The 26,342-nt window shown below is 66.0% G+C and carries 28 protein-coding genes; 21 read left to right on the forward strand and 7 right to left on the reverse strand.

Annotated elements, in window-relative coordinates; all coding sequences use genetic code 11:
• The first annotated feature begins 102 nt into the window (after positions 1 to 102).
• Positions 103 to 357, forward strand: coding sequence for a radical SAM protein (locus tag KZ829_RS12215; protein ID WP_246635456.1), 255 nt, complete (start codon positions 103 to 105; stop codon positions 355 to 357).
• Positions 358 to 516: 159 nt separating this feature from the next.
• On the opposite strand, the gene KZ829_RS12220 is transcribed toward KZ829_RS12215, so the two are convergent.
• A complete protein-coding gene (locus tag KZ829_RS12220; protein WP_220143959.1) occupies positions 517 to 1,065 on the reverse strand; it encodes a Uma2 family endonuclease in 549 nt (182 codons plus the stop codon).
• 458 nt (positions 1,066 to 1,523) lie between these two features.
• On the opposite strand from KZ829_RS12220, the gene KZ829_RS12225 reads away from it, so the two are divergent.
• Complete coding sequence (locus KZ829_RS12225; protein ID WP_220143960.1) at positions 1,524 to 1,934, forward strand: histidine phosphatase family protein; 411 nt, start codon at positions 1,524 to 1,526, stop codon at positions 1,932 to 1,934.
• A gap of 3 nt (positions 1,935 to 1,937) precedes the next feature.
• Here KZ829_RS12225 and KZ829_RS12230 read toward each other — a convergent pair whose 3' ends face one another.
• The gene (locus KZ829_RS12230; protein ID WP_220143961.1) at positions 1,938 to 2,381 is read right to left on the reverse strand and encodes a hypothetical protein; all 444 of its coding nucleotides are present in this window, start codon (positions 2,379 to 2,381) and stop codon (positions 1,938 to 1,940) included.
• Between the two features lie 240 nt (positions 2,382 to 2,621).
• On the opposite strand from KZ829_RS12230, the gene KZ829_RS12235 reads away from it, so the two are divergent.
• The 7 genes from KZ829_RS12235 to KZ829_RS12260 all read left to right on the forward strand — a co-directional run bounded on the left by KZ829_RS12235 (position 2,622) and on the right by KZ829_RS12260 (position 12,465).
• Positions 2,622 to 3,065 (forward strand): radical SAM protein, encoded by a 444-nt coding sequence (locus KZ829_RS12235; protein ID WP_246635457.1) that lies wholly within the window; start codon positions 2,622 to 2,624, stop codon positions 3,063 to 3,065.
• A 1-nt stretch (position 3,066) separates the two neighbouring features.
• Positions 3,067 to 3,210 carry a hypothetical protein gene (locus KZ829_RS42860; RefSeq protein WP_246635458.1) on the forward strand — a complete coding sequence of 48 codons (144 nt, stop codon included), beginning with the start codon at positions 3,067 to 3,069 and terminating at the stop codon, positions 3,208 to 3,210.
• Positions 3,211 to 3,576: 366 nt separating this feature from the next.
• Positions 3,577 to 7,134, forward strand: coding sequence for a DEAD/DEAH box helicase family protein (locus KZ829_RS12240; RefSeq protein ID WP_220143962.1), 3,558 nt, complete (start codon positions 3,577 to 3,579; stop codon positions 7,132 to 7,134).
• Positions 7,131 to 8,543 (forward strand): restriction endonuclease subunit S, encoded by a 1,413-nt coding sequence (locus tag KZ829_RS12245; RefSeq protein ID WP_220143963.1) that lies wholly within the window; start codon positions 7,131 to 7,133, stop codon positions 8,541 to 8,543. The genes KZ829_RS12240 and KZ829_RS12245 overlap by 4 nt, the downstream gene beginning before the upstream one ends.
• Complete coding sequence (locus KZ829_RS12250; RefSeq protein ID WP_308285448.1) at positions 8,540 to 10,099, forward strand: type I restriction-modification system subunit M; 1,560 nt, start codon at positions 8,540 to 8,542, stop codon at positions 10,097 to 10,099. Before KZ829_RS12245 ends, KZ829_RS12250 begins: the two co-directional genes overlap by 4 nt.
• A gap of 74 nt (positions 10,100 to 10,173) precedes the next feature.
• Positions 10,174 to 10,824: a HEPN domain-containing protein gene (locus KZ829_RS12255; RefSeq protein WP_220143964.1), complete on the forward strand. Its 651-nt coding sequence runs from the start codon at positions 10,174 to 10,176 to the stop codon at positions 10,822 to 10,824.
• 264 nt (positions 10,825 to 11,088) lie between these two features.
• On the forward strand, positions 11,089 to 12,465 hold the full coding sequence (locus KZ829_RS12260) for a helix-turn-helix domain-containing protein (protein WP_220143965.1): 1,377 nt from the start codon (positions 11,089 to 11,091) through the stop codon (positions 12,463 to 12,465).
• Here the strand turns inward: KZ829_RS12260 and KZ829_RS12265 are convergent.
• On the reverse strand, positions 12,462 to 13,028 hold the full coding sequence (locus tag KZ829_RS12265; protein ID WP_372453862.1) for an NUDIX hydrolase: 567 nt from the start codon (positions 13,026 to 13,028) through the stop codon (positions 12,462 to 12,464). The two genes, KZ829_RS12260 and KZ829_RS12265, sit on opposite strands and share 4 nt — an antisense overlap.
• 337 nt (positions 13,029 to 13,365) lie before the next feature.
• Here KZ829_RS12265 and KZ829_RS12270 point away from each other — a divergent pair, with 337 nt between their 5' ends.
• From KZ829_RS12270 to KZ829_RS12320, 11 genes are all read left to right on the forward strand, one after another.
• Entirely contained in the window at positions 13,366 to 13,617 is a 252-nt protein-coding gene (locus KZ829_RS12270; protein WP_220143967.1) for a hypothetical protein, read from the forward strand.
• Positions 13,617 to 13,907, forward strand: coding sequence for a hypothetical protein (locus KZ829_RS12275; protein ID WP_220143968.1), 291 nt, complete (start codon positions 13,617 to 13,619; stop codon positions 13,905 to 13,907). Before KZ829_RS12270 ends, KZ829_RS12275 begins: the two co-directional genes overlap by 1 nt.
• Positions 13,908 to 13,915: 8 nt before the next feature.
• A complete protein-coding gene (locus KZ829_RS12280; RefSeq protein ID WP_220143969.1) occupies positions 13,916 to 14,269 on the forward strand; it encodes a hypothetical protein in 354 nt (117 codons plus the stop codon).
• 137 nt (positions 14,270 to 14,406) lie between these two features.
• Entirely contained in the window at positions 14,407 to 14,646 is a 240-nt protein-coding gene (locus tag KZ829_RS12285) for a DUF397 domain-containing protein (RefSeq protein WP_220143970.1), read from the forward strand.
• Positions 14,647 to 14,721: 75 nt separating this feature from the next.
• A complete protein-coding gene (locus tag KZ829_RS12290; protein ID WP_220143971.1) occupies positions 14,722 to 15,195 on the forward strand; it encodes a hypothetical protein in 474 nt (157 codons plus the stop codon).
• Positions 15,196 to 15,221: 26 nt separating this feature from the next.
• Positions 15,222 to 16,130, forward strand: coding sequence for a JmjC domain-containing protein (locus KZ829_RS12295; protein ID WP_220143972.1), 909 nt, complete (start codon positions 15,222 to 15,224; stop codon positions 16,128 to 16,130).
• 38 nt (positions 16,131 to 16,168) lie between these two features.
• Positions 16,169 to 16,810 (forward strand): hypothetical protein, encoded by a 642-nt coding sequence (locus KZ829_RS12300; RefSeq protein WP_220143973.1) that lies wholly within the window; start codon positions 16,169 to 16,171, stop codon positions 16,808 to 16,810.
• A gap of 127 nt (positions 16,811 to 16,937) precedes the next feature.
• Positions 16,938 to 17,495, forward strand: a complete 558-nt coding sequence (locus KZ829_RS12305) for a hypothetical protein (protein WP_220143974.1) — start codon at positions 16,938 to 16,940, stop codon at positions 17,493 to 17,495.
• Between the two features lie 623 nt (positions 17,496 to 18,118).
• Complete coding sequence (locus KZ829_RS12310; RefSeq protein ID WP_220143975.1) at positions 18,119 to 19,348, forward strand: DUF2637 domain-containing protein; 1,230 nt, start codon at positions 18,119 to 18,121, stop codon at positions 19,346 to 19,348.
• 68 nt (positions 19,349 to 19,416) lie between these two features.
• Positions 19,417 to 20,229 (forward strand): replication-relaxation family protein, encoded by an 813-nt coding sequence (locus tag KZ829_RS12315; protein ID WP_308285452.1) that lies wholly within the window; start codon positions 19,417 to 19,419, stop codon positions 20,227 to 20,229.
• A gap of 85 nt (positions 20,230 to 20,314) precedes the next feature.
• Positions 20,315 to 21,733: a TIGR04013 family B12-binding domain/radical SAM domain-containing protein gene (locus KZ829_RS12320; RefSeq protein WP_220143976.1), complete on the forward strand. Its 1,419-nt coding sequence runs from the start codon at positions 20,315 to 20,317 to the stop codon at positions 21,731 to 21,733.
• Between the two features lie 25 nt (positions 21,734 to 21,758).
• Here the strand turns inward: KZ829_RS12320 and KZ829_RS12325 are convergent, their stop codons facing one another.
• Entirely contained in the window at positions 21,759 to 22,328 is a 570-nt protein-coding gene (locus KZ829_RS12325) for an NAD(P)H-dependent oxidoreductase (RefSeq protein WP_220143977.1), read from the reverse strand.
• Positions 22,325 to 23,683: a DedA family protein gene (locus KZ829_RS12330; protein WP_220143978.1), complete on the reverse strand. Its 1,359-nt coding sequence runs from the start codon at positions 23,681 to 23,683 to the stop codon at positions 22,325 to 22,327. The genes KZ829_RS12325 and KZ829_RS12330 overlap by 4 nt, the downstream gene beginning before the upstream one ends.
• 171 nt (positions 23,684 to 23,854) lie before the next feature.
• Between KZ829_RS12330 and KZ829_RS12335 the strand changes: the two genes are divergently transcribed.
• The gene (locus tag KZ829_RS12335) at positions 23,855 to 24,454 is read left to right on the forward strand and encodes a holin (protein ID WP_220143979.1); all 600 of its coding nucleotides are present in this window, start codon (positions 23,855 to 23,857) and stop codon (positions 24,452 to 24,454) included.
• On the opposite strand, the gene KZ829_RS12340 is transcribed toward KZ829_RS12335, so the two are convergent.
• Together KZ829_RS12340 and KZ829_RS44460 are read right to left on the reverse strand one after the other, a co-directional pair.
• Complete coding sequence (locus tag KZ829_RS12340) at positions 24,377 to 25,546, reverse strand: 4-hydroxybenzoate 3-monooxygenase (RefSeq protein WP_220143980.1); 1,170 nt, start codon at positions 25,544 to 25,546, stop codon at positions 24,377 to 24,379. The two genes, KZ829_RS12335 and KZ829_RS12340, sit on opposite strands and share 78 nt — an antisense overlap.
• A 40-nt stretch (positions 25,547 to 25,586) precedes the next feature.
• A complete protein-coding gene (locus KZ829_RS44460; RefSeq protein ID WP_220143981.1) occupies positions 25,587 to 26,336 on the reverse strand; it encodes an IclR family transcriptional regulator in 750 nt (249 codons plus the stop codon).
• Between the last annotated feature and the right edge of the window lie 6 nt (positions 26,337 to 26,342).

The raw sequence follows: 26,342 nt of genomic DNA on the forward strand, positions 1-26,342 counted from the left end.
CGGCCCCCCGGGGTCCGGAGGAGCCGCCCCGGGGGGGGGGGGCCGGGCGGGCGGGCCCCCCCACGCCAACTGGCCGGGGGAGTGCACGCCACCGCCGAGCCGGTGCAGACGCTGGACGCGGGCTGGGACATGGCCGCGATCGGCGAGGGTGAGTCGACCCTGTTGAGCCTGGTCGACGCGAAGGGGGACCTCACCGGCATCACTGGCCTGGCCTACCGCGACGCCACCGGCAACCTGATCCGGACCGGCAAGGCCAAGCAGCGCGACCTCAACGACTTCCCGGGCTTCGCCCTCAAGTGGGACAAGTTCAATGCCCTGGAGATCACCCGCGGCTGCATCTACGCGTGCCCGCAATAGCCCGAACTACTACCCGTCATACCGGGTGCCCGACCATGTCTCGCGGCCCGTCATCGCGCGCCGCGAAGTCAAATCAAACGATCGGAGAGGGACTCTGCGGCGAGGTCCGGCGCGCCGAGCCCACGCGGCCGCTATGGACCAGCTCCACGGCGGCGAAAGTTACTCTATGTCAGGGTCGGAGGTAAGAAGCCAGGTGAGCGGCTGAGGCCCGGCGGCGTCCGGTACGTACTCGCCGACGTCGTTCAGAACGTGCCGGTGTACGGTCGCTCCACCGTCGCGCTCGACGACCCAGTATCGCGGAATGCCGGCTTTGGCGTACTCGGCCTTCTTGATGATCCGGTCAGTGACCTCGGACCCGCCGGAGACGACTTCGACGGCGAGGAGCAGCCCGGCCGTGCCCGCGTAGCTTGAGCGGGCGCGACGCGGGGGCATGCCTTTGGCCCACACCGTCAGGTCGGGAACGCGGCCACCACCGACGTCGATGCCGCAGTCGGCGGCGAGCTGTTCGGCTTCGTAGCCATGGCTGGCGAGCCAGAGGATCATGCGCATCACCAGCAACGCGTGTTCCGGGTCCGCGGGGGGCATGATCGAAAGCACTCCCTCGGGACTCAGCTCGTATCGGTGGTTCTCGTCGGCGGCTGCCATGCTGGCGACGTCGTCCAGGGTCACGTGCGTCGGCATCTTCGCGCCGAAAGCCTGAGCGCTCACCGTGCCCCCTCTGCGATTCCCGAAGCCGACCACAGCCCTTCGTGTCGTCTACGATACCTGCGCGCCGGCCGCCGGACGGGATCGACATGTGCACCGTGTGCAAGGCGGCGCCCGCCGAGTCCTGCCGCACGGGTTGCTGATCGTCGGCTACATCGTCAACGACCCCGCTGCCCGGACCCAGCACGAAGTCGCGGTCTTCGGCGCGACGATCACGACCGCGAGGAACTCCTCGCTGTCGGTGAGAGGCCAAGTGGAGCGAGACCGTCGGAACCGGTCACCTGCAACGCCTGGCCCACATCCGTACCCTGCTCCATCGCCGGGATGACCTCCGCACCGACCGGTGCCGGCTGCTGCTGTTCAGCGACGATGGGTTCACCGATGATCTCCGTGCCACGACTGCCACCGATCCCTCCATCCAATCGATCGACCTGGACCAGCTGTACGCGACGAACTGAAAGGTGAATCTGCCTTTCACCAAGCGCGCGCCAAATCACGGGCCAGGGCGAAACTGTCCTGACCGATCTCATCACCACACCGCCGATGGTCAATGCCAAAGTCGGTGGGCGCGGTGGCCGGCTGGACCTGATCGCGTCACATCTCGGCCTCGTCAACACCTCAACCGAGCCACCGCGGCCCTGCGCCGACTCCTAGACACCCGCCCGGGCGGCACTCTCGTGATCGTCGGCCATAGCGAAACACTGACCGCCGTCCTGCAGTTGCTGCTCGGCACGACCGGCCTGAGTCGCCTGAAGATCGCGTTCGACCACTGCGCCATCACCACTCTGCAGCCGACCACCGAATGGCCCGGAATCCAGCACCCTCACCAGCGGTGGACCCTCGTCCGGCACAACGACGTCAGCCATCTCTAAACATCACTCAACATTGAGGCCGGCTGAGGAAGGCGTCTCGGGGACGATGGCTGAGCGGTCCGCGGACAGCGACCGCTGGGATGAGACTCCCGCCTGCCAGGGCGAGACACCGACCTGCCAGTCGTAATGGCTACCGGGATCGGCCAGCACGCTCACGCCGATGTCTTTGCGGATGACCCGATAGAAGTCGCCGCGTGCCTGGCTCACCTCTTTGATCGCTGATTCCCACGTCATGTCACAGTCCTTGCCCGCCGCGAGAAGTTCGAGGCGGAAGACGCAGTCATGCCATCGCCGGCCAGCCCGAATGGCGTCGTCACTGCCGAACAGCAGCACGCCCTCCCAGCAGACCGTCCTCTCTTCCTCGGCAGCGGCGAGATCCGCGAGTTGATATTCCGGTGCCATGCTGTAGACGCCGATCGAGATCCCCTGCTGCTGCGCCAGCCCCATCGATCACCATCCGCCCATATCTGATCAGTGTGATGCGGCCCGCGCACCCGCGAAGTTCTCTCGCTTCGTCGATTGGTGGAACAGGTAAGGGGCGAGCGGCCGCGACGACCGGCTTCGACGCATACCTGCACACCGGTCGCTGGGAGCGCCGGCACATCACGAGTGTTCTGAGTCCTGCCCCTGAGGGGTGGCTAGTCATGGACTCGGAGCTGGCTCTCCGGGGCCTGGCAAAATCGCGGCATGGGTGGTCCTGAGCTGGTCCTGGTGCTGCGTTACCGCAAGGCGGTGACGTACGGCTTTCACGCGCTCCTGGGTGCGCTTGGTCAGCACGAGACCGCCACCCGGTACGAGGTTCGCTTTGGTGAGGATGTCGTGAGCACGGCGGTCCACATCCGGGAGGCCGTCGCCACCGGGGCGCGGGTCTACGTGCTGTGGCCGTTCTATTCGCCGGACGCGGCCGCGCTTGCCGGGGAGTTGAAGCAGATCCGGGCGCTGGCCGATGCTCCGAGCGTCACCCATCTTGCCGGGGGAGTGCACGCCACCGCGGAGCCGGTGCAGACGCTGGACGCGGGCTGGGACATGGCCGCGATCGGCGAGGGCGAGTCGACCCTGTTGAGCCTGGTCGACGCGAAGGGGCGACCCGATCGGCGTCACCGGCCTGACCTACCGCGACGCCACCGGTAACGTGAGGAGAACCGGCAAGGCCAAGCAGCGCGACCTCAACGACTTCCCGGGCTTCGCCCTGAAGTGGGACAAGTTCAACGCCCTCGAGATCACGAGAGGCTGCATCTACGCCTGCCGGAACAAGCGCGAACTACTACCTCATTGAGCGCCAGCATGGCCGGATATGGTTAATTTGCGAACCAGGTATGCCCGCCCGACACGCTCCTTATCGCAATGCTCATCGAGTCGGCCCACCCCGATCAGGGGCGTTGTCGATGGCGGTCGAGCCCGCCGCACCGTTGCTCGCCCGCCAATCAGCGCCTTGGTCGTCTCCGCCAGCGCAGATCGAGAGGTCAACTGCCGATCATCAGATGGGTCTTGACAGTCTGGCGGTGGCACCTTTTGTAATCGCTGAAGCGTTCAGCCCCGAGTGGGATGCGTTATCAGCAAGACACACGGGGCTACCTCGTAGGAATGACTTTTGTCGCTTCGTAGACTTGCCGGGTCCAAGATGTGGATCAGAGGGGGACTCGTGGACAAGCGGCTCAGTGATCTCGCCAAGGGGTCACCGAACTTCGGGCTTCTGTTCCCCCTCCAGCCGCTACTTGCGATCTACGGAGCCATGGCCGAGGCCACGGTCTTCACGAACCCCAACTCGTCGATGGTTCAGGCCGGGCAGTTCGGCGAGGTCCTAGCCGAAGAGCTGGTCACTCGGACCGGAATGCGTGTCGAGGGTGACCGGCAGATCGACCGTTTGACGGCCCTGACCCGAGCCGGTGTTCTAACACCGGCAATCCGGGACGCCTTCGACCAGGTACGCCGCGACCGCAATAGGGCCGCGCATCGACACCTGTTCGACACCGCGGGTGCGCTGTCTGCGGTGCAGGTCTGCTACCAACTGGGTCTCTGGTTTCACGACGCTATCGAGGGCCGTAGGACGGTCGCCCAGTTCGTACCGCCGACCGATCCCGGCGAGGGCACGCAGGTCACGGACCCGGCAGAACTGGCTGAGCTGCGTGAGGCGCTGAACGGTCACCGGCAAGCGCTGACTCAGGCGCGAACGCGTCTGGCTGAATCCACCAGTGCGCTGGAGGCTGAGCGGAAGGCACGCGCTGAAGCCGAAAGCCTGATCGCCAGCGCCGACGCAAACAAGCGACAGCTGCTCGAGATGATCGAGCAGCTGACGGCACAAGTCGGAGAACTCCGCAGCGCACAGCAGGTCAAGTATGAGATCGCCCGCCACCAGCCTCGTAAGGTCGACGCTCAGCGACGCGACGCCATCGTCCATCGGGCGCAGCGAGCCGCACCGCTCAATGAGGTGCAAGCCCGCGAAGTCATCGACGAGATGCTCCGCGCGGCCGGCTGGGTCATCCAAGACCGCGACCAGATCAACCCGATAGCTGCCTTGGGCGTGGCGGTCAGAGAGTTCACCTTGGCTACCGGCCGAGCCGACTACGTGCTGTATGTCGACGGCAAAATCGTCGGCGTGGTCGAGGCCAAGCGTGAGGGCGACCATCTGTCCAGCGCCGTTCAGCAGAACGACCGCTACGCCGCTGGCGTGCTGAAGGAGCACAGTCTCGCGGTCTGGCGACGTGACGAACCGTTCGCGTTCCGCTATGCCACGACCGGCACAGAGACGTATTTTCTCAACCGCCTCGACCCGGATGCCAGATCCCGTGAGGTGTTCTCCTTCCACCGACCAGAGACGGCGGCGACTTGGATGCAGCGCGCCGACGGAACACCCGAGGCCCCAACCTTCCGGGCGGCCCTGCGGCGGCTCCCGGTGCTGGAGCCGAACGGGTTGCGCCTGGCCCAGATCGACGCGATAGCCGGCCTAGAGGAATCTCTCGGCGAGGACCGGCCGCGCGCATTGATCGAGATGGCGACCGGGGCCGGCAAAACCTTCACTGCGGTAGCCCAGACTTACCGTCTTCTCAAGTACGCCAAGGCACGTCGCGTCCTGTTCCTGGTGGATCGCACCAACCTGGGCAAGCAGGCGCTCGACGAGTTCCGCAAGTTCACGACACCCGACGACGGTCGCAAGCTGTCGGATATCTACAACATCGATCGGCTTGGCGCGGCTGGCCTGCAGGACACCTCGTCGGTGGTCATTTGCACCATCCAGAGGATGTACTCGCTGCTGAGAGGTGAGACCGTCAGCGACGACCAGGCTGATGAGGTCCAGGACGAGCTGGCGTATGAGGATGCCTACGCTACAGATCGACCGATCGAGGTGTCCTACAACCCAGATGTCCCGATCGAGTCGTTCGACTTGATCATCATCGATGAGTGTCACCGGTCTATCTACGGCCTTTGGCGGGGCGTTCTGGAGTATTTCGACGCCCACCTTGTCGGCCTGACTGCCACACCGACCGCCCAAACCGTCGGATTCTTCAACCGCAATGTCGTTTCGGAGTACACCTACCCGCAGGCGGTCGCCGATGGCGTCAACGTCGATTTCGACGTCGTCCGCATGCACACAGACCTGCGGGAGAGGGGTGCCGCCACCATCGAGCAGGGCACGACCGTGCGGGTTCGCGACCGCAAGACCCGCAGGCAGCGCTACCAGGAGTTGAACGACGACTTCACGTACACCACCCGCCAGATTGGCCGATCGGTGGTCGCGGTCGACGAGATCAGGGCGGTGCTCCTCGCGTACCGCGACAACTGGCGACGCTGGTTCCCTGGACGCGCCGAGTTGCCGAAGACACTAATCTTCGCGGTGGGCGAGGACCATGCCGAAGACGTGCTCGCCCTGGTCAAGGAGGTCTTCGGTCGCGGCGACGACTTCGCGAAGAAGATCACCTACAAGAGCCGGCAGGCTGGTGATGACCCCGACCAGCTAATCCGCGACCTGCGGACCTCACCTCGGCTACGCGTGGCGGTCACCGTCGACATGATTGCAACCGGCACGGACGTAAAGGCGCTGGAATGCGTGATCTTCCTGCGTGAAGTGCGCAGCGCCGTGCTGTTCGAGCAGATGAAAGGACGCGGCGCTCGCACCATCGACCCGACCGAACTGCAAGAAGTCACGCCAGACGCTGACGATGCCGTACGCAAAGATCGCTTCGTCCTGATCGACGCGGTCGGCGTAACGGACTCCCCACTGGTGGACGCGAAACCGCTCGTTCCTGCTGGCGAGCGACAGGTCTCCCTCGCGAAGTTGCTGGACAAGGCCGGAACAAAGTCGATCACCGCTTCAGAGGCGGAAATCCTTGCCGGGCGGCTCGCCCGCCTCAACCAGCAGCTAACCAGCGAGGAACGCGAACAACTGACCAGAGCGGCCGGTGGACGCATGCTGTCGGATATCGCCGGCGCCATCGTCAAGGCCGTCGACCCAGACCGGCAGGAAAAGGCCCAAGCCGAAGGGGGCAAGAAGGCTGCTCGCCAGCTCATCGAAGACGCGATCGCGCCGTTGACCCAGTCTCCTGAGCTACGCCGGCACATCATCGAGATCCGACGGGACAAGGACTACGTGATCGACGAGGTTACCGCCGTCAAGGTGACCGACGTGCACGAGGTCCCGCGCGAGGAGCGCGCCCGGGAACAGATCGGCCGCTGGCGGCGCCTGCTGGAAGAAGAACGGGACAGGATTGCGGCGGTTGAGATCGCGTTGACTAGCCCTCGGACAGTCTCCCCTGGCGAGGCGTACGGGGCGCTCAAAGAACTCGCGCTGGATATCCGGAGGCCGGACTTCTCTTGGACACCGCAGACGCTATGGGTCTACTACGAGGATCTCGGGGCTGCAGCCCATCGCAGCGATCGTGAGGCGGGCATCCCAGACCTGATTTCTCTGATCCGTTACGAGCTCGGTGCCGATCAGGAACTCCGGCCGTATCGGGAGACGGTGGAGGAACGTTTCGAAGGATGGTTGCTGCGCCAAGAACAGGCGGGTGCCAGGTTCACTGAGGAGCAAATGTGGTGGCTGCGCTCCATCCGCGACGTAGTCGCCAGCGACGTCGGTATCAGCCCGTCCGAGTTCAACGCCGAACCCTTCAAGGGTTACGGCGGTGGCCGTGGATTCGCCCACGCTTTTCCGGAACGCGACGTCCGCACCTTACTGAGCGAGTTGAATCGAGAGTTAGCTTGAGCACTCTGAACGACGACGATCTTCCAATCGGATGGGCATGGAGCCGACTAGGAAGCCTCGGCGAGTACATTAACGGGCGAGGATTCAAAAAGTCGGAGTGGTCGAACAGCGGCCTACCGATCATCAGGATCCAAAACCTTACCGGCTCGGGATCTTCTTTCAATTACTTTTCAGGAGAGTTGGACGACCGCCACGTGGTCAGGTACGGCGACCTCCTGATCTCGTGGGCGGCAACATTGGGGGCCCATATCTGGCGAGGGCCGGAAGCTGCCCTTAATCAGCATATTTTCAAGGTAAGAACTCACATCGATCCGTTGTTCTTGAGGTATCTAATTGATTACCACCTCGACGAGATGGTGACCGAAAGCCACGGATCTGGAATGGTGCATATAACGCGCACCAAATTCGACAACATTCGAGTAGCAGTTCCGCCATTAGAAGAGCAGCGGCGGATCGTAGAGACGCTCGAAGATCACCTCTCCCGACTCGATGTCGCCGAAACGGGGATCGCAAATAGCATCACACGCCTACCAGCACTCCGCGGCGCCATACGCTCTACGATGACGTGCAGCCGCCAGTTGGAAGCAGAATTGCCTCCAGGCTGGCACTGGGGTCGGTTGGCGGACGTCCTTGATCGGATCGAAGCTGGCAAGTCATTCCGATGTGAGGCCCGCCCCGCAAACACGGACGAGTGGGGAGTGATCAAAGTCAGCGCCATGACCTGGGGCGAGTTCAGACCTGCGGAGCAGAAGGCGGTGCCGGCCGGAAAACAAGTCGATCCAAGACACGAGATCAAGGTTGGTGACATCCTTGTAAGCCGAGCCAATACCATAGCCTATGTCGGTGCGCCGGTACTCGTTAGAGAATGTCGTCCCCAACTTCTGCTGAGCGACAAGAGCCTACGCCTCGTTCCCAAGCCAGGGATAGATAAGAGATGGCTCATACAAGTACTTTCATCTCCGATCGTTCGGAGCCAGATTTCCGCCAAAGCTACTGGCACTAAAGACTCGATGCGGAATATCTCACAAACAGATCTTTTCAGAATTCGCATTCCTATCGCGCCAGCGCCTGATCAGGCCGTAGTTTCCGAGGAAATCGAGAATGGGATTTCCCGGATCGACAAGCTTGCCGCCGAAGTCGAGGGCGCTCGCATTGGGGCGAGGATGCTTAGGAAATCAATCTTGCGTAAAGCGTTTAGTGGCCGGCTCGTCGCGCAAAACCCGGAAGAGGAGTCAGCCACAGTGCTCCTGGCGAGAATCCGCGACAATGGCGCCATTCGATCACGAAATAGTAAACAAGATATTCGCAAATCGAGCGCCAAAAAGGCGGCGTCCGGCCCATCGGTCCGTCAGTCGCTAGCTTCGAGCCATATCCAAACCATTGCCAAACAGCAGGAGCTTCCGCTGTGACTTCCGCATCATCCGCACTGGCGCACGCGCAGACCGACACCTTGGTTGCGAAGCTCTGGAACTACTGCAATGTTCTGCGCGACAACGGGCTGTCGACTATTGAATACGTAGAACAACTTTCATACTTGCTCTTCTTGAAGATGGCGGACGAGATCGCCTCGGACCCATTCACGGAGAATGAAGCCAAGGAAATTGTTCCCGCAGACTGCAACTGGAAGTCACTGGCGAGCCTAAAAGGGCTTGAGCTTGAGATTCATTACCGTGAAATTCTTGCGGAATTGGCCAAGAATCCAGGGACTACGCTCGGTACCATCTTCGCGAAGTCGCAGAATCGGATCACCGAGCCGTCTCTGCTGGAGAAGCTCGTCGTTGATCTGATCGGCAGAGAGGAGTGGACCATCCAGGGAACAGACCTCAAAGGTGATGCCTACGAGGGTCTGCTCGCCAGGGGCGCCGAGGACACGAAGACGGGTGCCGGGCAGTATTTTACGCCTCGGGCGCTGATTGACGCCATAATCGACGTGATGCAACCCGGGCCAGAGGACACCATTACCGATCCGGCGTGCGGGACCGGTGGATTCCTCATCGCCGCGCATCACTACATCCGTAAGCATCACATGCAGAACCTCTCGCGTGATCAGCGGCTCGCAATGGGGGCCGGGCGGATCTGGGGCAACGAGCTGGTAACCGGAACCGCTCGGTTGGCCGCAATGAACATGCTGTTGCACGGTATCGGCGATGCCGACGGGCCATCACTCATCACAGTCAGCGACGCGCTCGCCGAAACACCGAAAAAGCACGCATCCCTAGTCCTCGCCAATCCGCCGTTCGGCAAGAAGTCAGCAATCACCGTCATCGGAACGGATGGCAAGGTCGACCGTGAGGACATTTCCTACGATCGGCAAGACTTCCGCGCAACCACCACGAACAAGCAGCTCAATTTCCTGCAGCACATCATGTCGCTGTTGGAGATGAACGGCCGGGCCGCAGTCGTTCTACCGGACAACGTGCTATTCGAGGGCGGCGCTGGCGAGAAGGTTCGCCGTCGGTTGCTCGACGAGTTCGACCTGCACACAATTCTGCGCTTGCCAACCGGCATTTTCTATGCCGGTGGTGTTAAGGCCAACGTTCTCTTCTTCGAGAAAAAGCCGCCGCGCAGCGGAGGAGTACCCAACACCACGAAGCTCTGGGTTTACGACTTTCGGACCGCTAAGCACTTCACCCTCAAGCAGCACCCACTCCGCCGCGCCGACCTGGAAGAGTTTGTCCAGGCATATCTACCGGGGAAGCCACGCACCGAACGTAAGGAGTCGGAGCGGTTCAAGTGCTTCGACTATGTCGAGCTGATCGCCCGCGACAAGGTCAACCTCGACATCACCTGGATGCGTGATCCTTCGCTTGACGATGCCGAAAGCCTGCTGCCGCCCGAGGTGATCGCGCAAGAGATCATCGAAGACCTCCAGGCCGCACTGAACGAGTTCGCCGCGATCGCGGAAGCGCTCGGTGCAGATGTGCCGGCTGACGCGGAGACAGTCGAGGAGTCCACCGCGAGCTGATCCACAATAGACTTGCGTATACCCCGCCCCAGAGGGAAGGCTGATCGCAGTCGATCGAAGGGCGGGGTGGGTCAGTGGTTCGTGAGCATCCGCAGACGCGCGAGTTCCAGGCGTTCAAGACCAACATTGAGTACGCCAGGAAGATGGTCGTTGCCGGGCAGAGCCTTGCCGCCTTCCAGTCTCCCATCCTTGACATCGGCGACTTCTATCGTGCCGCCTGGGTGCAGGCTGTAGGCGCTATCGATCATTGGTTTCACGAAGAGTTGTACCGGCGCGTGGCGGAGCTTGCCGCTCAGGACAGCCCAGGAATGCCGTACCAGCTCACCGCCTTCGAGCTTCCGCTCAAGAAGGTCGAAGAGGTGCGGCGTGGCACCACAACGCTCGCTGATGCCGTGTCCGAGCAGGTGCGTCTGAAGTGGGGAAACGTCGCCCTACAGAACCCTCGAAAGATCGGCGAGGCACTCAAGCTCGTCACCGAGGAGAACATCTGGGCCAAGGCTGCCGGGCAAATCAACGAGTGGACTCGTGGCCGGACGGCCATGAACGAGCAAGCGCTGAAGAAGCGGTACATCGCCATCACCGATCGTCGGAACAAGATCGCTCATGAGGCCGACTTGGTCGACGGAAGCCTCCATGAGCGGCGAGCCATCACCGACGCAGAGGTCACCGACGCGATCAATTGGATCGAGCGCATCGCTCTGGCCATTGCCACTGTCCTTGGGTAGGACGAACCGGCCGGCCGTTCCTACGCCAATCGCCGATCACCACGGGCGAATCGGAACTGTTCTGGAGCACGGTGCGTCTGGGTCGGCTGCGCGGACAGTTAAGCTGTCATATAGCTGAGCTTGATCCTGATCGTATCGGTTCGCCGTGTCGTTCCTATTCCTTGTTGCGTGTGCTCGGCATTCGTCCAGCTGAGGGCTATGGTGTCCGGGTGACGTCCGGTTCGGAAAGCCGATGTCACCGATCATCGAATCGTTGGGGGCACGATGCCGCGGCGGACTGTTGTTGTCCATCCTGACTTCGGCTGCAAGCTCAAGGAGCTGCGTGAGCAGCATGCATTGTCGCTGCGTCGGCTCGGCGGGATGATCCATTGTTCGCACGGCCATCTGTGGGATCTCGAATCGGGGATCAAACGGCCGAGCCTGTCCGTCGCGGTTCTGCTGGATCAGGCACTCGAAGCGGGCGGGCAGTTATCCGCCATGGTGTCCGAGGTGTCAGCCGACACCGATACCCGGCCCGTCGCGGTCGAACAAGCCGTGGTGGCCACGCCGTCCGGGCTAGAGTTCGCGCCGGACTGGCGGCACGGCATAGATGTCGCTGTTGATCTTTGGCGAGGCGATATGCAGCGGCGGAACCTTCTTCGGCAGGTGGGCTTCAGCGCGACGGCCTTCTTACCTGCGGCGATGCGATGGTTGATGTCGTCGCTTGACGAGCGCCCGGCCGGCAACGGTGAGCGGCTGATCGGGGCCGCCGACGTAGAGACGGTGCGCCGGATGACCTCGACGTACCGGACGCTGGACAACCAGTTCGGCGGCGGTCATATCCGTGACAGCCTTGTCCGCTTCCTCAACGCCGATGTCACCGAGCTGATCAATGGCCGCTACGACGCGACCACCGGCCGCCAGTTGCTGTCCGCGGTCGCGGAGACGACTCAGCTCGCGGGCTGGGCTTCCTACGACACCGGGATGCACGGGCTGGCCCAGCGGTACCTGATCCAGGCTCTACGCCTCGCGGCCGGTGCAGGGGACCGCGCGCTCGGAGCCGAGATCTTGGCGGCGATGAGCCATCAAGCAGCCTTCCTCCGGGCCTCCGGCGAGGCAGTGGATCTGGCCAAGGCCGCCAGCCGTGCAGCGGCCGAGGCGGGCATCGCCGCGATCGAGGCGGAATCAGCCGTCCTCGAAGCTCAAGGTCATGCTGTTGGTGGCGACGAGAAGGCTTGCGCAGCCGCACTGAACAGGGCCGAGGCGATATTCGACAAGGCTGACCGGACGAGCGAGCCGCAGTGGATCGGCTACTTCGACGAGTCCTACCTGGCGGCCAAGTTCGGCCACTGCTTCACCGCCCTGGGCAGGGGCGATATCGCGACACGGTTCGCCACCCGGTCGCTGGACATGGACGGTCGGCAGTACGCGCGGGGACGGCAGTTCAACCTCGTCCTGCTCGCCGTGGCGCACGCGCAGAACGGCGAGCCGGAAGAAGCCGCACGGGTCGGTGTCGACGCGGTCGAAGCCGCGGAAGGGTTGTACTCGTCCCGCGCCCGCGACTACCTGACTGATCTCGCCGATCGTCTTTCCAAGCATGTCGGGCTACCCGCGGTGCAGGACTTCGCCGAGCGGGCACGGCCGATCATGGCAAGTGCCTAAAGGTTTCCGGTCGCCTTTCGCAGCAGCAGGGCGAGCAGCCCGGAGACGGAGCCGGCGCCGACGATGGTGCCGTTGTCGATGTGCTGCTGGATCTCGTCGAGCGAGATCCAGCCGAGGCGTTCGGCTTCGTTGATGTCCGGGGCCGCGCCGGTGAAGTCAGCGCCGCGGGCAAGGTAGACGATGTTCTCCTGATCGATCGTGCCCACCATCGGCTGAAAACTAATCAGCTTCTCGATGCTGCGCGGCCGCCATCCGGTCTCTTCCTCGACCTCGCGGGCGGCGCAGGTCATGGAGTCCTCGGCCGGGTCGAGGTAGCCGCCGGGCAGTTCCCAGACCCAGCGGTCGACGATGAAGCGGTGCCGCCACATCATCAGCACGCGTTCGTCGTCGTCGAGCACGATGACCATCGCGGCGGCCGGAATACGCAGAACGTACTGCTCGAAGCGGACGCCATCGGGTAGCTCCACGTCCGCGATGGTCAGCACCGCCCGGCGGGTGTCATCGACGATGCGTTCCCCATGGATGGTCCATTCACTGGCCCGTTTCGGCTCAACGCTCATCAGCGCACAGTAGCCGTACGCCATCCGGGTTGTACTCCGACACCTGCCGCGTCGGCTGACAGCGGCTGACGCCTGTCGCCTTCAAATTCTGGTCACCGGACCGCCACGCTGTGACCGAAACACCTGATGAATAGCAGCGAAGCCCACCGCGGCCACCGCACCACGCCGGCCGCCACCCCTGGAATCGAGACCGGGCACGCGGTTCCCGCCGCACCACAACGAACCTGCGGATCGGTGGGACCACCGTGACAGTACGTCGCAGGTCGGCGTGCCCTCGACATCACGGAAGGCAGGACATGGCGACGACCACGAACCACCGCGTTCGCGGAGGTGAACCCCAGTGGTGGCGATAGCGGCGACGAGCGCACTGCTGGTGGGGTTCCTCGCGGGCCTGATCAGCTTCAAAGTCAAGAGCCGGTGGTGCCCGCACTGCGGCGCGATGACCACCGCCGACCTGCCCACAGCGACCGCGCCGCCGCAGACGCCGAGCCCACCGAGTTGGTCGGCGCTGCCGACGCAGTCCTACAACCAGGTCGGGCGAGCGGGAGCACTCACCCCAGCTCAACGCCGCCGCGCGAACGGCGGCCATTGATGCTGGTCCCGAGGACGCCGCACCAGCCCGACCGGCCGGCGTGGGACTGCCTCGCCTGCGGCGAGCCGTGGCCGTGCGCACCCGGCAAGGTCGAGTTGGCCGAACAGGGCGCAGTGCATCGCCGATCGCTGCGGCTCTACCTGGAGTCCTGCGCGATCGACATGATCGACGACCGCGCTGACGGGCATCGAGCCAGCGGCCGTGACGACGGGATCTACGACCGCATCCTCGGCTGGTTCGACGCGTCCCCACGCGCTTCGGCCGGGCGCGCGACGCGACGGGCGGCCTGAATATGATCATGAGGCACTACCCGCCCGCAGTGCTCGTCCATGTGCCGGAGTGCGTGGAAGGGGCAGCGCTTCCGGCGGTCATGGCGTCCGTACTAGAAACCGGCTTCTACAGCCACCGCTTCCACTTCTGCTTCGCCGAGGCAGGCTACGACCTCGCCACGATCACGGCCGCGTGCGTCATCCGTGACGGCATCGTCCCGATGGTCACCGTCGAACGACTCGACTACCGGCCACATCGCTACGTTCCCAGCGACGACCAGTCAGCCGACGCCCTGCACGCCCGTTGCCGCGTCTGCTACGGCACCCACGGCGAGGACAAGCCGACGCATCCCGTAGTCGGAAGCGAGAGCACCTCTCCATGAACGCCGAGCGATCGACTTCTCGGCCTTCCAGGCGCCCGGCCCGGTCGCCTTCCCTGCGAAAGACGACGACCAGACCGGGGCGAATGCACCACCCGCGAGGACGGACCTCGTGGCGCACACGCAAAGGAGAGCATGCCATGGACACCGACGACCTGTACTCGGTCGAGGTCCCGGAAACGGCGTTCCGCACGCCGTGCGGCGGCAACATCGGCGGCAGCCTGGAGTCCTGCGTCTCGTTCGCGGACATCCCCGGCGAGCCCGGCGCCTACGCCATCCGCGACACCAAGCTCGGCGCGGCCAGCCCGACCCTGCGCTTCAGCGCGGCGGAGATGACCGACTTCGTCACCGCCATCACCGCCCCGGGCGACAACGCCTGATCCGCAAGCCCAGTTCACACCGGGTGGGCCGTCGGAGGGCGGCCCACCGCATCGGACAATAGATTGAGGAGCGGGATGACCCTCGGGCACTGGCACGGCTATCTCTGGACCGGATCGAGCAAGGATCTGAAGGACGAATCACTGCGCTGGCCCGGTGCACCCGGCACCCCAGCGACCCAGGAATTCCTCCGCTCCTCACTGCCGCCGATGCGCCTCGGCCACTACCTGTTACGCCGCAACGCCGCCTCCGCAGATCTCACCTGGACCGACGTCGACGAAGCCATCGACTGGATGGCCGCCACCTACAAAAGCCACCCGCCCATGGACGGCGACGTCGGATTCCCCGCCGTAAACGGTGCCCCGCCACTGGCCGGCGATGTCGGACTGGACGCGCGTAGAGCGACCTCCCGTGACGGGCTGATCAACGGCGTGGACGCCTACTGGCAGTACTACACCAACCCGAACGGCGGCGTCATCGCCTACGCGGCCATCTGCTGCCCGCACACCCACCTGCCGGACATCCCGTGCCCGCTCCCGCCCCGACCCTGACCACCCCCCAGCCCACGGAGGATGACGTGTCCCTCAGGATGCTGTTCGATCAAGCGACGTACCAGGACATGATGACGAGCTGGCCGACCGAGCCGGCAGTCCACGACCTGCCCGACGGCAGTCACCTCCCGGCCATCGTCAACGCGAAACTGCTCAACACCTACCTCGACACCGGCTGTGCGCCCGCCGACGAGATCAACGTCGTCAAGGACGGCGCCGCCCGGCACCCCCGCGCGTACGCGACCGCCGGCAAGCTCGATCCCGCACGGATCGCGATGTGGCGCAAGCGCGGCTACAGCTTCCAGATCCGCAACCTGGACCGCTGGTACCCGCCGCTGCACGCCATGTGCCGAGCCATCCAGCAAGAGACCGGCTTCGGCTGCTACGTCACCGCGTTTATCACCCCCGCCGGCGCCCAGGGCCTCGACTACCACTGGGACCAGAACATGGGCATGGTCTACCAAGTCGCAGGCGTCAAGACTTGGCAGATTTGGCGGCCGGTCGTCGAAGAACCTCACCGCGGTTACAAGGCGTCCAACACCCAGCCGCTCGCCGAAATGGTCGAACAACTCAAGGCCGACGGCCCCGATCTGGAGATCGAACTCAACCCGGGACAGGTCCTCGTGCTCCCGCGCGGCTGGGTCCACAACCCCCACGCCCTCGACCAGACCGAGAACAGCGTCCACCTGACCTTCGTCATCCGCGAACGCACCGGATTCTGGATCGGCGAGAAGCTGGCCAAGGCCGCCATCGCGTCGACCCCGTTGCGACGCGTGATTACCCCGGCCGACATCGTCAGCGAAACCGCGCTCGCCGCGCAGATCGATCAGGCTCGGAGCGCCCTGTTCGACTGGCTCAGCAAGGTCGACACCCAGACGTTCGCCGCCGAACTGCTCGACACGGCCCGAAGCGAACTCGAACCCGACTACATCTGACGGCCCAACAGACCGCCCGGCTCGGCGGGGACTTCCCCGTGGTTCCTGCCGAGCCGGGCCAGACTGCCCAGCCGCCGGTTCTCATCCGGAATGCTGTCCTCACGCCCGATAGCGAGCCCGATCATCGATGGAGGCTCAGCTATCGATCGCCCAGGGATGCTGGCAGGCTGGCATCCGTGACGAGACCATCCGATCAACCCGGCAGTGACGGGAGCGGCACGCCCGCTGCGGCCCTTGCGCGTCGGGAAAACGCGGAAGCCCTGGCGTCGGAGCTGCGGGATCTCCCGGTATCGGTGTGGCCGGTTCGGTCGCGGGGCGCGGTGTCGTCGTACGTGGTGTTCATGGAGGACGAGATCGCGCTGGCGGATCTCGTGGTGGTGCTGTGGGACATCGCGCGGTCGGGCCCGTTTCCGCCCGAGGTGACGGTCCAGTCCGGTGTCGCGGGCACCGTCGTGCTGGTGCATGGGCCGGATTTCAGTGTGGCCGGTCGTTCGGGTGGTCCGGTGCTGGTGGTGTCGGATCGGATCCATAGGGTGTTGCGGATCGATCGTGATCCGAGCTGGCAGCAGGAACTGTCGGCGCTGATCGGCGAGTTGATCGCGGTGGGGCAGGGTTCGGAGCCGTTCGACGAGTCGATGCTGCCGCCCCCTCCACCGATGCCGTGGCACCGCGACCGGTAGCCGACTTCCCACGAACTCCACCGGCCGGCTTCGCATCAGGTTTCCGGTCGCGGGCGGCGAGGCATTTCAAGAAGCGGGCCTTGGCGCGCTGGCGTTGCTTGTGGGCGGTGTCCGGGCTCATGCCCAGTTGGTCGGCGGCATCTTTCATGCTGACGTGGTCGAAGCCGGTGATGGTGAGCAGCTTGACGTCCCGCTCGGCCAGCGGGTTTCCGGCTGCGGCGAGCGTGGCCAGAAATTCGTGGAAGAGAACGCCGAGTTCCTCGTCGGGCGTGCTGCCTGCCACAGGTTCGGCTGTGGCCGTAGGTGGTCGGCGTTTTCGGGAGCTCCGGGCTCGTTGGGATTGCCGGGGCTGTTTGCCCTTGGCGTACGTGACGCCGCTCTCGATCAGTTTCATGCCGAGGTTCGTCGCCCGGACGTCGATGGTCGTCATTCGTTTCAGGAAGCCGCAGAGCAGGTCGTGGTCGATGTCGGCGGTGTCGTCGCGGTGGGCCAGGATGATGCGCTTGCGGGAGCGGCGCAGGCCGCGGGCGGCGAGGCTGATCGCGAGGAGCCGGTACGGCTCGGCGGTGGCGGGCCGGCGGGCGCCGGTGATTACGGCGGCCCAGATCTGGTCGCGTTGCGGGTAGTCGGCGTCTTCGAGCAGGAACCGCAGGAGCATGCGGGGACGCATGTCCTTGGGCGGTAAGCCGGGACCGAGGTGTCCGGCCGGGATGGTCCAGTTGAGCATCTCGAACCAGTCGAACAGCGGCCCGTGTCGGGCATCCGAACCGTCCCGGTTGCCGGGCAGCGTGAGCGGAGTGAGATCGTGTAGGCCCTGCTCAGCAGGGCGCGGGTGTGGTGCTGATTGGTTCGGCTGCACCACCAACCCCCGTCGCCGGTGTGATCACTCGAAAAGATCTTGCCGGTCTGGTGTCCAGAACGGCGTCGAGCCGCCCCTTTCTCCGGTAGCAAGCCCGCGCTCTCTTGCTTGCCCGCTGCCATCGCCGCCCTCGGGCTGCGGCGGCTGCTCCGTTCATCCCGTGCCCTGCCACCGCGGGGCAGGTTCGTCTTCTATGGAGAGAGAAGCCATGATTATCGATCACTGTCACGCTGTTTGCGGAGAGCGGGATACGCGCCTGGTCTATCACCAGCGCCGATCCGAGCCCGTTCGCGATCTGTCACGCCCTGTCACCGCGAACCGGACTCTTCCGCCGACCGGCACGGCCGGGCATCACCGGTGTGGGGCCGCCGGTGAGCGAACCCCCTACACCAGTTGCAGGGCGGCCGGACCGTGCCGCCCCTGTCGAGGGTGTCGTCCAGGTCGTCATCATGCTGGCGATCGGGGCGGCCGCGGCGGCGGCCTCGTTCACGCACGTGCACGACGTCGCCGAGGCGCACGGCCAACCAGGGTGGCTGGCGTGGGCCGACGCCGTGGTGCTGGAACTGATGTCCGTGGCCGGCGGCCTGGAACTACGACGCCGCAAACGCCTCGGCGTTCACCTCTGGTTTCCGGCCGTGGTGTTGATCGTCGCTGTGGTGCTGTCGCTGGGCGCACAGGTCGTGGAGGCCGAACCGTCGGTCATCGGCTGGCTCGCAGCGGCGCTACCCGCGGTCGGGTTCCTGGCCATGGTCAAGATCGCCCTCGGCCGAGCCGGACCCGGCCCGGCCGCCACGGCCCCGGCCTCAGCCGCCGTCCCGGACGGTCCCGGACGTCCGCAACACCCCACAACCGTCGCGGACGACGGTCCGCCACCCGCGACGATCGACGACGAGATCCGCGACCTACTCCCCGTCGCCCGCAAGGCCGCGGACGACCTGATCCGCGAGGGTCGCCCGCTGTCACGCGAAGCTCTGGCCGACTTGCTTCGCAGGCGAGGCCACGCGATGTCGAACGCGCGGGCGTCTGCACTGGTCAAAGCTGATCCGCGACCAACCCGCCCGCCCCGAAGCGCCAACCGGAGATGGCGACGCACCCCCAGCCACGGGGAAAACCGACCTGCCGACTACCGCCGTCACCCGCTAGCCGTCGTGATGACGGGCGTCGGAGGAGCTGCGAAGAGCCGTCTGCCGTCATACCAACGGAATGGAGTTTCCATGAACCGCCCGTTCTTCCATCGATTACCAGCAGGGCTGCGGAAAGTAGCTCCGTACTCCTGCCGAAGTCCATTCCCACGGCCCGCGGCCGATCTGTCAGAACCTGTCACGCCCGCGGCCACGGCTCCGTCACCGCTGTTGCTCGCCTCGCCGCGCACCCAACTGGCACCCAACACCGACGGCAGGCCCGGACCGCCGACCACACCACCACCAGGTCAACCAGCCGACGCATCCCGTCCTCTGACCGGAACCAGCACGGCTTTCGGCGCAGACCGACTGGTTGGGTGTGGTCGGGGTGTCGGTGCCGGGGTGCGTCCGGGTGGTGGTGTGGGGGTCGGTCTTGACACCGACCCCCACACCGACCACATCTTCCACCTGTCAGCCCAGGTCAGCCGCTATCCGGCGCTGACTGTCGTGTGCTGCGACAGACCCTTGTCTGGGGTCTCCCCTGGGGGTGATGCGTAATCCGTACCACCTATGAACAGCGCCTGCTGGAGGCGCAATCCGCTCTCACCGGCCGTGATCTGCGGCTGCTGGGCTGGCTCTACGACCACGGCGTCCTGACCACCGACCAGATCAACACTGCCCTGTACGGGTCGCTGACGTTCTGTCAGCGGTGGCTGCTCAAGCTCCTCGCATTGGGCGTGGTGGCTCGGTTCCGGCCGCAACGCTGGGAGGGCGGCTCCTATCCGTACCACTACCTGCTTGACCAACTCGGCACTGAGATCGTCGCCGCCCAACGCCGCGACCCACTCCCACGTCGCGACCAGGCGAGGCCGCGCCGCCAGCACCTGACCTCTCGGGCGAACCTGCCGCACCTGCTGGCCACCAACCAGTTCTTCGTCGACCTGGCCGGCCATGAACGCACCCACCCTGGCGGCCGCCTCATCGAATGGAGGTCTGCCTCCACCCTGCAAGAGAGAGGAGCCTTCTTCCGCACCGGCGACGACCCCAGCCTGATGCTGCTCAAGAACCTGCCTCGCCCGGACGCCCACGGCGTCTGGGCCGAACACGACCGGCAGGTGCCGTTCCTGCTCGAGATGGATCTTGGCACCGAAAACCTGACCATCCTCGCCAACAAGATCATCAACTACGTGCGACTCGCGGACATGACCCGCTGGCGATGGCCGGTGCTGTTCTGGCTGCCCTCGACCCGCCGTGAACTCAACCTCCACCAACTCCTGAGCGACACCACGATCCCCGACCTGGTGGCCACCGCCACCGGCGACCACGCCACCACTACCGGGCAGTCGCCCGCCGAGAACGTGTGGTGGCTGCACGGCCACCACGGTCCCCGACTACGCCTGTCCGAACTTCCTCATCACGATCCCGTGGAACCCATTTGACGAGCACCTATGAGAGGACCTTGAGCGAGGGCGGCCCCTGACTGCCGCAGTCGGGGGCCGGTCCGCGACCTGGCAAAATTGTCGCATGAGTGGTCCTCAGTTGGTTCTGGTGCTGCGTTACCGCAAAGCGGTGACGTATGGCTTCCACGTGCTGCTCGGTGCCTTGGGGCAGCACGAGACGGCCACTCGGTACGAGGTGCGCTTCGGCGACACGCCCGAATCGACCGCCGAGCACATTCGGGCCGCGCTCGCGACTGGCGCCAAGGTGCTCGTCCTCTGGTCGTTCTACTCACCCGACGCCGCGGCACTCGCGGAGGAACTCGGTCGCATCCGCGAGCTGGCCGACGGCCCGAACGTGACGCACCTGGCCGGGGGAGTGCACGCCACCGCGGAGCCGGTACAGACCCTCGACGCGGGGTGGGACATGGCAGCGATCGGTGAGGGCGAGTCGACCCTGCTCAGCCTGGTCGATGCGAAGGGTGACCCGGCCGGCATCACCGGCCTGGCCTATCGGGATGCCACCGGCAACCTGATCAGGACCGGCAAGGCGAAGCAGCGCGACCTCAACGACTTCCCCGGCTTCGCCCTCAAGTGGGACAAGTTCAACGCCCTCGAAATCACGAGGGGATGTGTTTTTTCATGCAGATTTTGCCAAACACCCTTTATGTTCTCCGCGCGTTTCCGGCACCGGGGCATCGAAAACGTGCGGTGGCACGTCGACCAGATGCGTGCCCGCGGGCTACGTGACGTCCGCTTCATCACCCCGACCGCGCTGAGCTACGGCAGCCAAACGGAGGAACCGAACCTCGACGCCGTCGAAGAGTTGCTCGCCAGCTGCCGCGAGGGCATCGGCCCGAACGGCCGGGTCTTCTTCGGCAGCTTCCCCAGCGAGATCCGCCCCGAGCACGTCTCCCGGAAGGCTCTCCGCCTGGTCAAGAAGTACTGCGACAACAACAACATCATCGTGGGCGCCCAGTCCGGCTCGGACCGGGTGCTCGGCGCGGCCAAACGGGGGCATGGTGTCGAGGAGGTGAAGCGGGCCGCGAGACTCGGTATCGAGGAGGGCTTCCGGATTAACGTCGACATGATCTTCGGGATGCCCGGCGAGGACCAGCAGGACGTCAGCGACTCCCTCGACCTGGCTCGCGAGCTGGCCGACCTCGGTGCCCGGATCCACGCGCACACGTTCATGCCGCTGCCGGGCACACCGTGGCGGGACGCCCCGCCCGGTGACGTCGACCCGGAGACGATCCGTGAGGTGGACCGGCTGTCGCGGCGTGGCGCCCTCTACGGCCACTGGCAGAAGCAGCGCGACCACGCCGCCCGGCTGGCGGCAGCCGCGGAGGCGTATCCGCGGCCGGGCCGCAGCCGCACGATCCTCCCGACGGTGCCGGCCGCAAGCACGATGCCGGCCGCAAGCACGGTGCCGGCCGCAAGCACGGTGCCGGCAGCAAGCACGGCGCCGGCCGCGGCGAAGCCCACCGACGGCTGCGCGACCTGCTGAAACGCGCCACTGAAAAGAGCGCCGCTCAGAGGGAGCGGGCCAGTGAAGCAGCGCGGGCCAGGTGGTCGGCCTTCAGCGACGCCCACCCCGCGGGGTCGCTCCCGGCCAGGACCGACCCGCCCAGGACGACGAAGTCGGACGTGGACGCCCGCGCGCCGATGCGGTCGTCGACCATGCTGGTCCGCATGGCCTGGTGGACACCGGATTTCTCCAGCTCGGCGACGGTGTAGCCGGCGGTGCAGAGCACGACCACCCGCCGGGCCACCCGCCCCCATCCGGGCTTGTAGGCCCACCCGACCGTCCACACCCGATCGAACCAGCCTTTCAGCATGGCCGGGCAGTCCGCCCACCACACCGGGTAGACGAACGCCCACACCTCGGCCGCGTCGAGCAGTTCCTGTTCCGCGGCCACGTCAAAGGGCACAGGATCGGAGGCCGGCCGCGCGTACTCGGCGGCGCTCAGGACGGGCTGGAAGCCGGACCCATAAAGATCCGAGACGGTGTACGACGAAAGCCCGCCCACGAACGCGTCCAGCACCTCCCGGGTGAAGCTTCCCGGGTCGGGATGGGCGTAGACGACATGAACCGGGCTCACACCGTGGATCCTGACAGGGCCGCCGGCTCCGGCCGCGGTTCGGGTGTGCCACCGTCGGCCCGGCTGGACCAGACGGCCGCGTTGACGGCGGCCCAGGCGACTCCGAGGACCACCGCCGCCACGGTCACACTGGTGTCGCTCCAGTTCAGGTACACCCACGAGCCGGCGCAGACCAGGGTGTACCCGGTCGCCAGCGTCCAGACGGTGACCCGCCACTTCCACGGCAGCCCGCGCACGACCACCCAGGCGAGCAGCCCGGCCGCGGCCGCCACCTGTGCGGTCTGCCCAGCGGGCATGCTGTGTACCGCGATCAGCTGGGCATCGAGGGGCAGCGATCCGTCGAGTTCGCCGGCCGGCGGGAACGGGATGTCGCCGGTGGTCCGCCGACCGGGATCGGCGGTGGCCGCCAGCACGACGGCGAGGACGACGGCGGGCAGGATCGGGCCGAGCACCTCGGGGAAGAAGGCGCGCAGGTCGAACCCGCGCCAGCACCACCGGGCCAGGGCGATGACCAGGGCCAGGATCACCAGGATCTCGGGGACCAGGGAGGTGGCGATCTGGAGGGCGGCGAAGTAGCCGTCGGAGGTCCACTGCGAACGGGCCCAGGTGGCCACCGTCTCGTCGACCGCGGACAGCCCGCTGAACCGGACCACCGGCGGGATCACCGCGATCAGCAGGAACGCCAGCGCGACGAGCAGGACGAGGCTCACCACCGTGGCGGTTCCGGCCGGCAGCGGCTTCGGACGGAAACGGCGCGCGGCCGCGCGTACCGGATCGGGGTGTCGTCCGAACCAGCGGCCCGCCAGCGTCAGACCGAGAACGAGCACCGTCAGGGCGGCCAGCGCGCCCGCGGCGCGCCCGGCGCGCGCCGCCAGCACGTCGTAGGAGGCTCCGGCCGCGTAGCTCGCGCCGACCATCCACAGGGCCCAGAGAATCGCCGCCGGCGTGTGCCAGGCCATGAAGATCTTTCGGGGTACGCCGTTGCGCGCGGCCAGTCGCGGCATCAGGGTGCGTGCCCCCACCACCCACTGGCCCAGGAAGACGGCCCGTCCGCCGTGTCGCCGGAAGAGTTTTTCGGCCCGGTCCCAGGCACGCTGTTTGCCGCCCGCCGGCGCGGTCCCGGCCCGCCAGTAGGCGATGTTGCCGCCGATCACCGCGGCCGCGACCGCGGTGAGCAGGGCCGGACCGACCGGTACGACCCCGGCGTTGGCGAGCAGGCCCATCGCGACGAGGGCGGTGGCGGCCGGCAGCACCAGGCCGGCGAGCAGTGCCGTCTCAGCCGTGACCAGCACGCCGACGACGAGACAGACGAGTGCCCACGGCAAGCCGCTGAGCAGGTCGTTGAGCCACCGCATCGATCGAATCCCCCAGGTTTGGCCGACAGTGTGGACGCTATGGCAAAGACCGTAGCGGTGGATCCGTGATGCTCCTTAGGGCTACACCGATATCTCTTGCGGGGTGGGATGCGGCGAACTAATCCGTTCAGCTGATTCCCACTGATCTATCAAGCGAGAACCGTCGATGTCATGACACAGGTTGTGCCCAAGTGGCGTGCAGTTTTACTCGATTTCCTGGAGCGGGCCGGCTGGTCCGCCGGGCAGGTGTTCATCGCGACCCTGCTGGCCGGAGGTGTCAGTTCGGTCACCGAGCTGCCATGGAAGTACTCGGTCACCATCGCGATCGGCGCGTTCATCTCCTCGGTGATCCTCACCGGGGTGCAGTACCTGTCGAAGATGACCAACCTGGCCTTCTGGCCCGACCTGCTGGTCCGGCTCGCGAAGACGTTCCTGTCGTCGCTGGCCGGCTCGATGACGGCCGGCGTCTTCGACGTCACCGCCTTCGACTGGGACGCCGCGCTGAACGTGGCGTTCCTGGCCACCGTGGCGTCGCTGGCCAAGGGTCTGCTGGCCCGGGAGCCGGCCGCGCCGAACGGGCAGGTCCCGCCCGGCGCCAGCCCGTCCACCCTGCCCACCGGCACCTACCGGGAGGCCGTCGACCACGCTCCGCCGCCGCCGACCATCGCGGCCACCGACCCGCCGGACGGCGGGTCAGTACCCGATGGGAAGCCCGGCGTAGTTCTCGGCGAGGCCGGTGGCTCCGGCCCGGCTGCCGGCGACCCAGCGTAGTTGCGAGAGCTGCAACTCGGCGTCGAACGGGTCGCCCGAGGTGTGCAGCATCGTCGTCATCCACCAGGAGAAATGGGTGCACCGCCAGACCCGGCGCTGCGCGTCGTCCGAGTACCGGTCGGCAAGCGCCGGGTTCTTCTCCCTCAGTGACGCGATGAGCGCCCTGCTGAGCAGTGCCACGTCGGCGATCGCCAGGTTGAGGCCCTTGGCGCCGGTCGGCGGGACGATGTGTGCCGCGTCGCCGGCCAGGAACAGGTTGCCGTGCCGCATCGGCGTCTGCACGTAGCTGCGCATCGGCAGGACGCTCCGGTCGGTGATCGGGCCGGGGTTGAGCTTCCAGCCGTTCTGCCCGTGCCCGAGCCGGGTGGACAGCTCCTCCCAGATCCGGTCGTCGGACCAGGACCGCGGGTCGGTGCCGTTGGGGACCTGGAGGTAGAGACGGCTGACGCTCGCCGACCGCATCGAGTGCAGGGCGAAGCCGTTGGGATGCCAGGCGTAGATCAGCTCGTCGGTCGAGGGGGCGACGTCGGCGAGGATCCCGAACCAGGAGTAGGGGTAGACCTTCTCGAAAGTCCTGGCGGCGGGCACGGCCTGGCGGCTGGGCCCGAACGAGCCGTCGCAGCCGGCGATGTAAATAGCGTCCAAGCGACTGATAAGTCCATTTTTATCGGTAAATGTCACATGAGGTTGGTCCGACTCGACATCGTGCAGGGTGACGTCGGAGACCTCGTAATGGATCTCCTGACCGTCCGCATGACGGGCCGCGATCAGATCCTTCTGCACCTCGGTCTGCCCGTATACCCACACGCTGCGCCCGGTCAGGTCGACGAAGTCCAGGTGGTGCCGCTCGCCCGGCCACTGGAGGTAGATGCCCCGGTGCTGGTCACCCTCGGCCCGCAGCCGGGATCCGAGCCCCACCGACTCCAGCAACTCGACGCTGGAGTGCTCCAGGATGCCGGCCCGGATCCGGGCCCCGACGTACTCCTCGGAGCGGGTCTCGAGGACCACCGATTCGACGCCGCCCTGGGCGAGGAGGTGGGAGAGCAGAAGTCCGGCCGGGCCGGCGCCGATGATGGCGACCTGGGTACGCATGCCCCCAGCGTTCAGTCCCGAACCGCCGGGACACAAGACCCTATTTCCACTGAATGGAAGGATCGCCGGCGAGGGTCCGGCCGATCCCGTGCGCTGCCACCTGGAGGGCGGAGACCAGCCGGGGCAACTGCCGGCGCAGGTCGGGCACCACCATGCCGAGGGCCGCCACCACGGTGTCGCCACTGCGCACCGGCACCGCCACCGAACAGGCGCCCAGGCTCATCTCCTCGCCGGTGGTGGAGTACCCCTCAGCGCGGACCCGGCGCAGCTGTTCCAGCAGGCGGGCGGGCTGGGTGACGGTGTACGCGGTGATCCGGGTGAGATTCTGGAGCACCTCCATGCGGACCTCCTCCGGGGCGTAGGCGAGCAGCACCTTCCCGACCCCGGTGGCGTGCATCGGCAGGCGGGACCCGACCCGGCTCACCACCGGCACCGAGACGTGCCCGGCCAGGCGTTCCACGTACAGGACCTGGAGACCGTCGCGGACGGCCAGGTGCACGGTCGCGAGGGTTGTCCCGTACAAATCATGCAAAAATGGGGACGCGGCCTGGCGCAGGCCGCTCTGCACCGGCGCGAGCAGCCCGAGTTGCCAGATCCGGCGGCCGATCACGTATTCGCCGTTCGGCTCGCGTGCCAGCGCACCCCACCGCTGCAACTCGCCGACCAGGCGATGCGCGGTGGCCAGCGGCAGCCCGGCACGGCGCGCCAGATCGGTCAGGGAGAGGCTGCGGTGCTCGCCGTCGAAGGCGCCGAGGATGGCGAGCGCGCGGGACGTGACGGTTGCCCCCACGGATGC

This window comes from Actinoplanes hulinensis (assembly GCF_019429605.1).
Classification (GTDB): Bacteria; Actinomycetota; Actinomycetes; order Mycobacteriales; family Micromonosporaceae; genus Actinoplanes; species Actinoplanes campanulatus.

Coding starts and splice junctions, on each gene's coding strand:
- KZ829_RS12230 (WP_220143961.1), bottom strand. CDS start 2,381: ATGGGGCTGGCGCAGCAGCAGGGGATCTCGATCGGCGTCTACAGCATG.
- KZ829_RS12235 (WP_246635457.1), top strand. CDS start 2,622: ATGGGTGGTCCTGAGCTGGTCCTGGTGCTGCGTTACCGCAAGGCGGTG.
- KZ829_RS12260 (WP_220143965.1), top strand. CDS start 11,089: ATGCCGCGGCGGACTGTTGTTGTCCATCCTGACTTCGGCTGCAAGCTC.
- KZ829_RS12275 (WP_220143968.1), top strand. CDS start 13,617: ATGCTGGTCCCGAGGACGCCGCACCAGCCCGACCGGCCGGCGTGGGAC.
- KZ829_RS12280 (WP_220143969.1), top strand. CDS start 13,916: ATGAGGCACTACCCGCCCGCAGTGCTCGTCCATGTGCCGGAGTGCGTG.
- KZ829_RS12285 (WP_220143970.1), top strand. CDS start 14,407: ATGGACACCGACGACCTGTACTCGGTCGAGGTCCCGGAAACGGCGTTC.
- KZ829_RS12290 (WP_220143971.1), top strand. CDS start 14,722: ATGACCCTCGGGCACTGGCACGGCTATCTCTGGACCGGATCGAGCAAG.
- KZ829_RS12310 (WP_220143975.1), top strand. CDS start 18,119: ATGCTGGCGATCGGGGCGGCCGCGGCGGCGGCCTCGTTCACGCACGTG.
- KZ829_RS12320 (WP_220143976.1), top strand. CDS start 20,315: ATGAGTGGTCCTCAGTTGGTTCTGGTGCTGCGTTACCGCAAAGCGGTG.
- KZ829_RS12330 (WP_220143978.1), bottom strand. CDS start 23,683: ATGCGGTGGCTCAACGACCTGCTCAGCGGCTTGCCGTGGGCACTCGTC.
- KZ829_RS12335 (WP_220143979.1), top strand. CDS start 23,855: ATGACACAGGTTGTGCCCAAGTGGCGTGCAGTTTTACTCGATTTCCTG.
- KZ829_RS12340 (WP_220143980.1), bottom strand. CDS start 25,546: ATGCGTACCCAGGTCGCCATCATCGGCGCCGGCCCGGCCGGACTTCTG.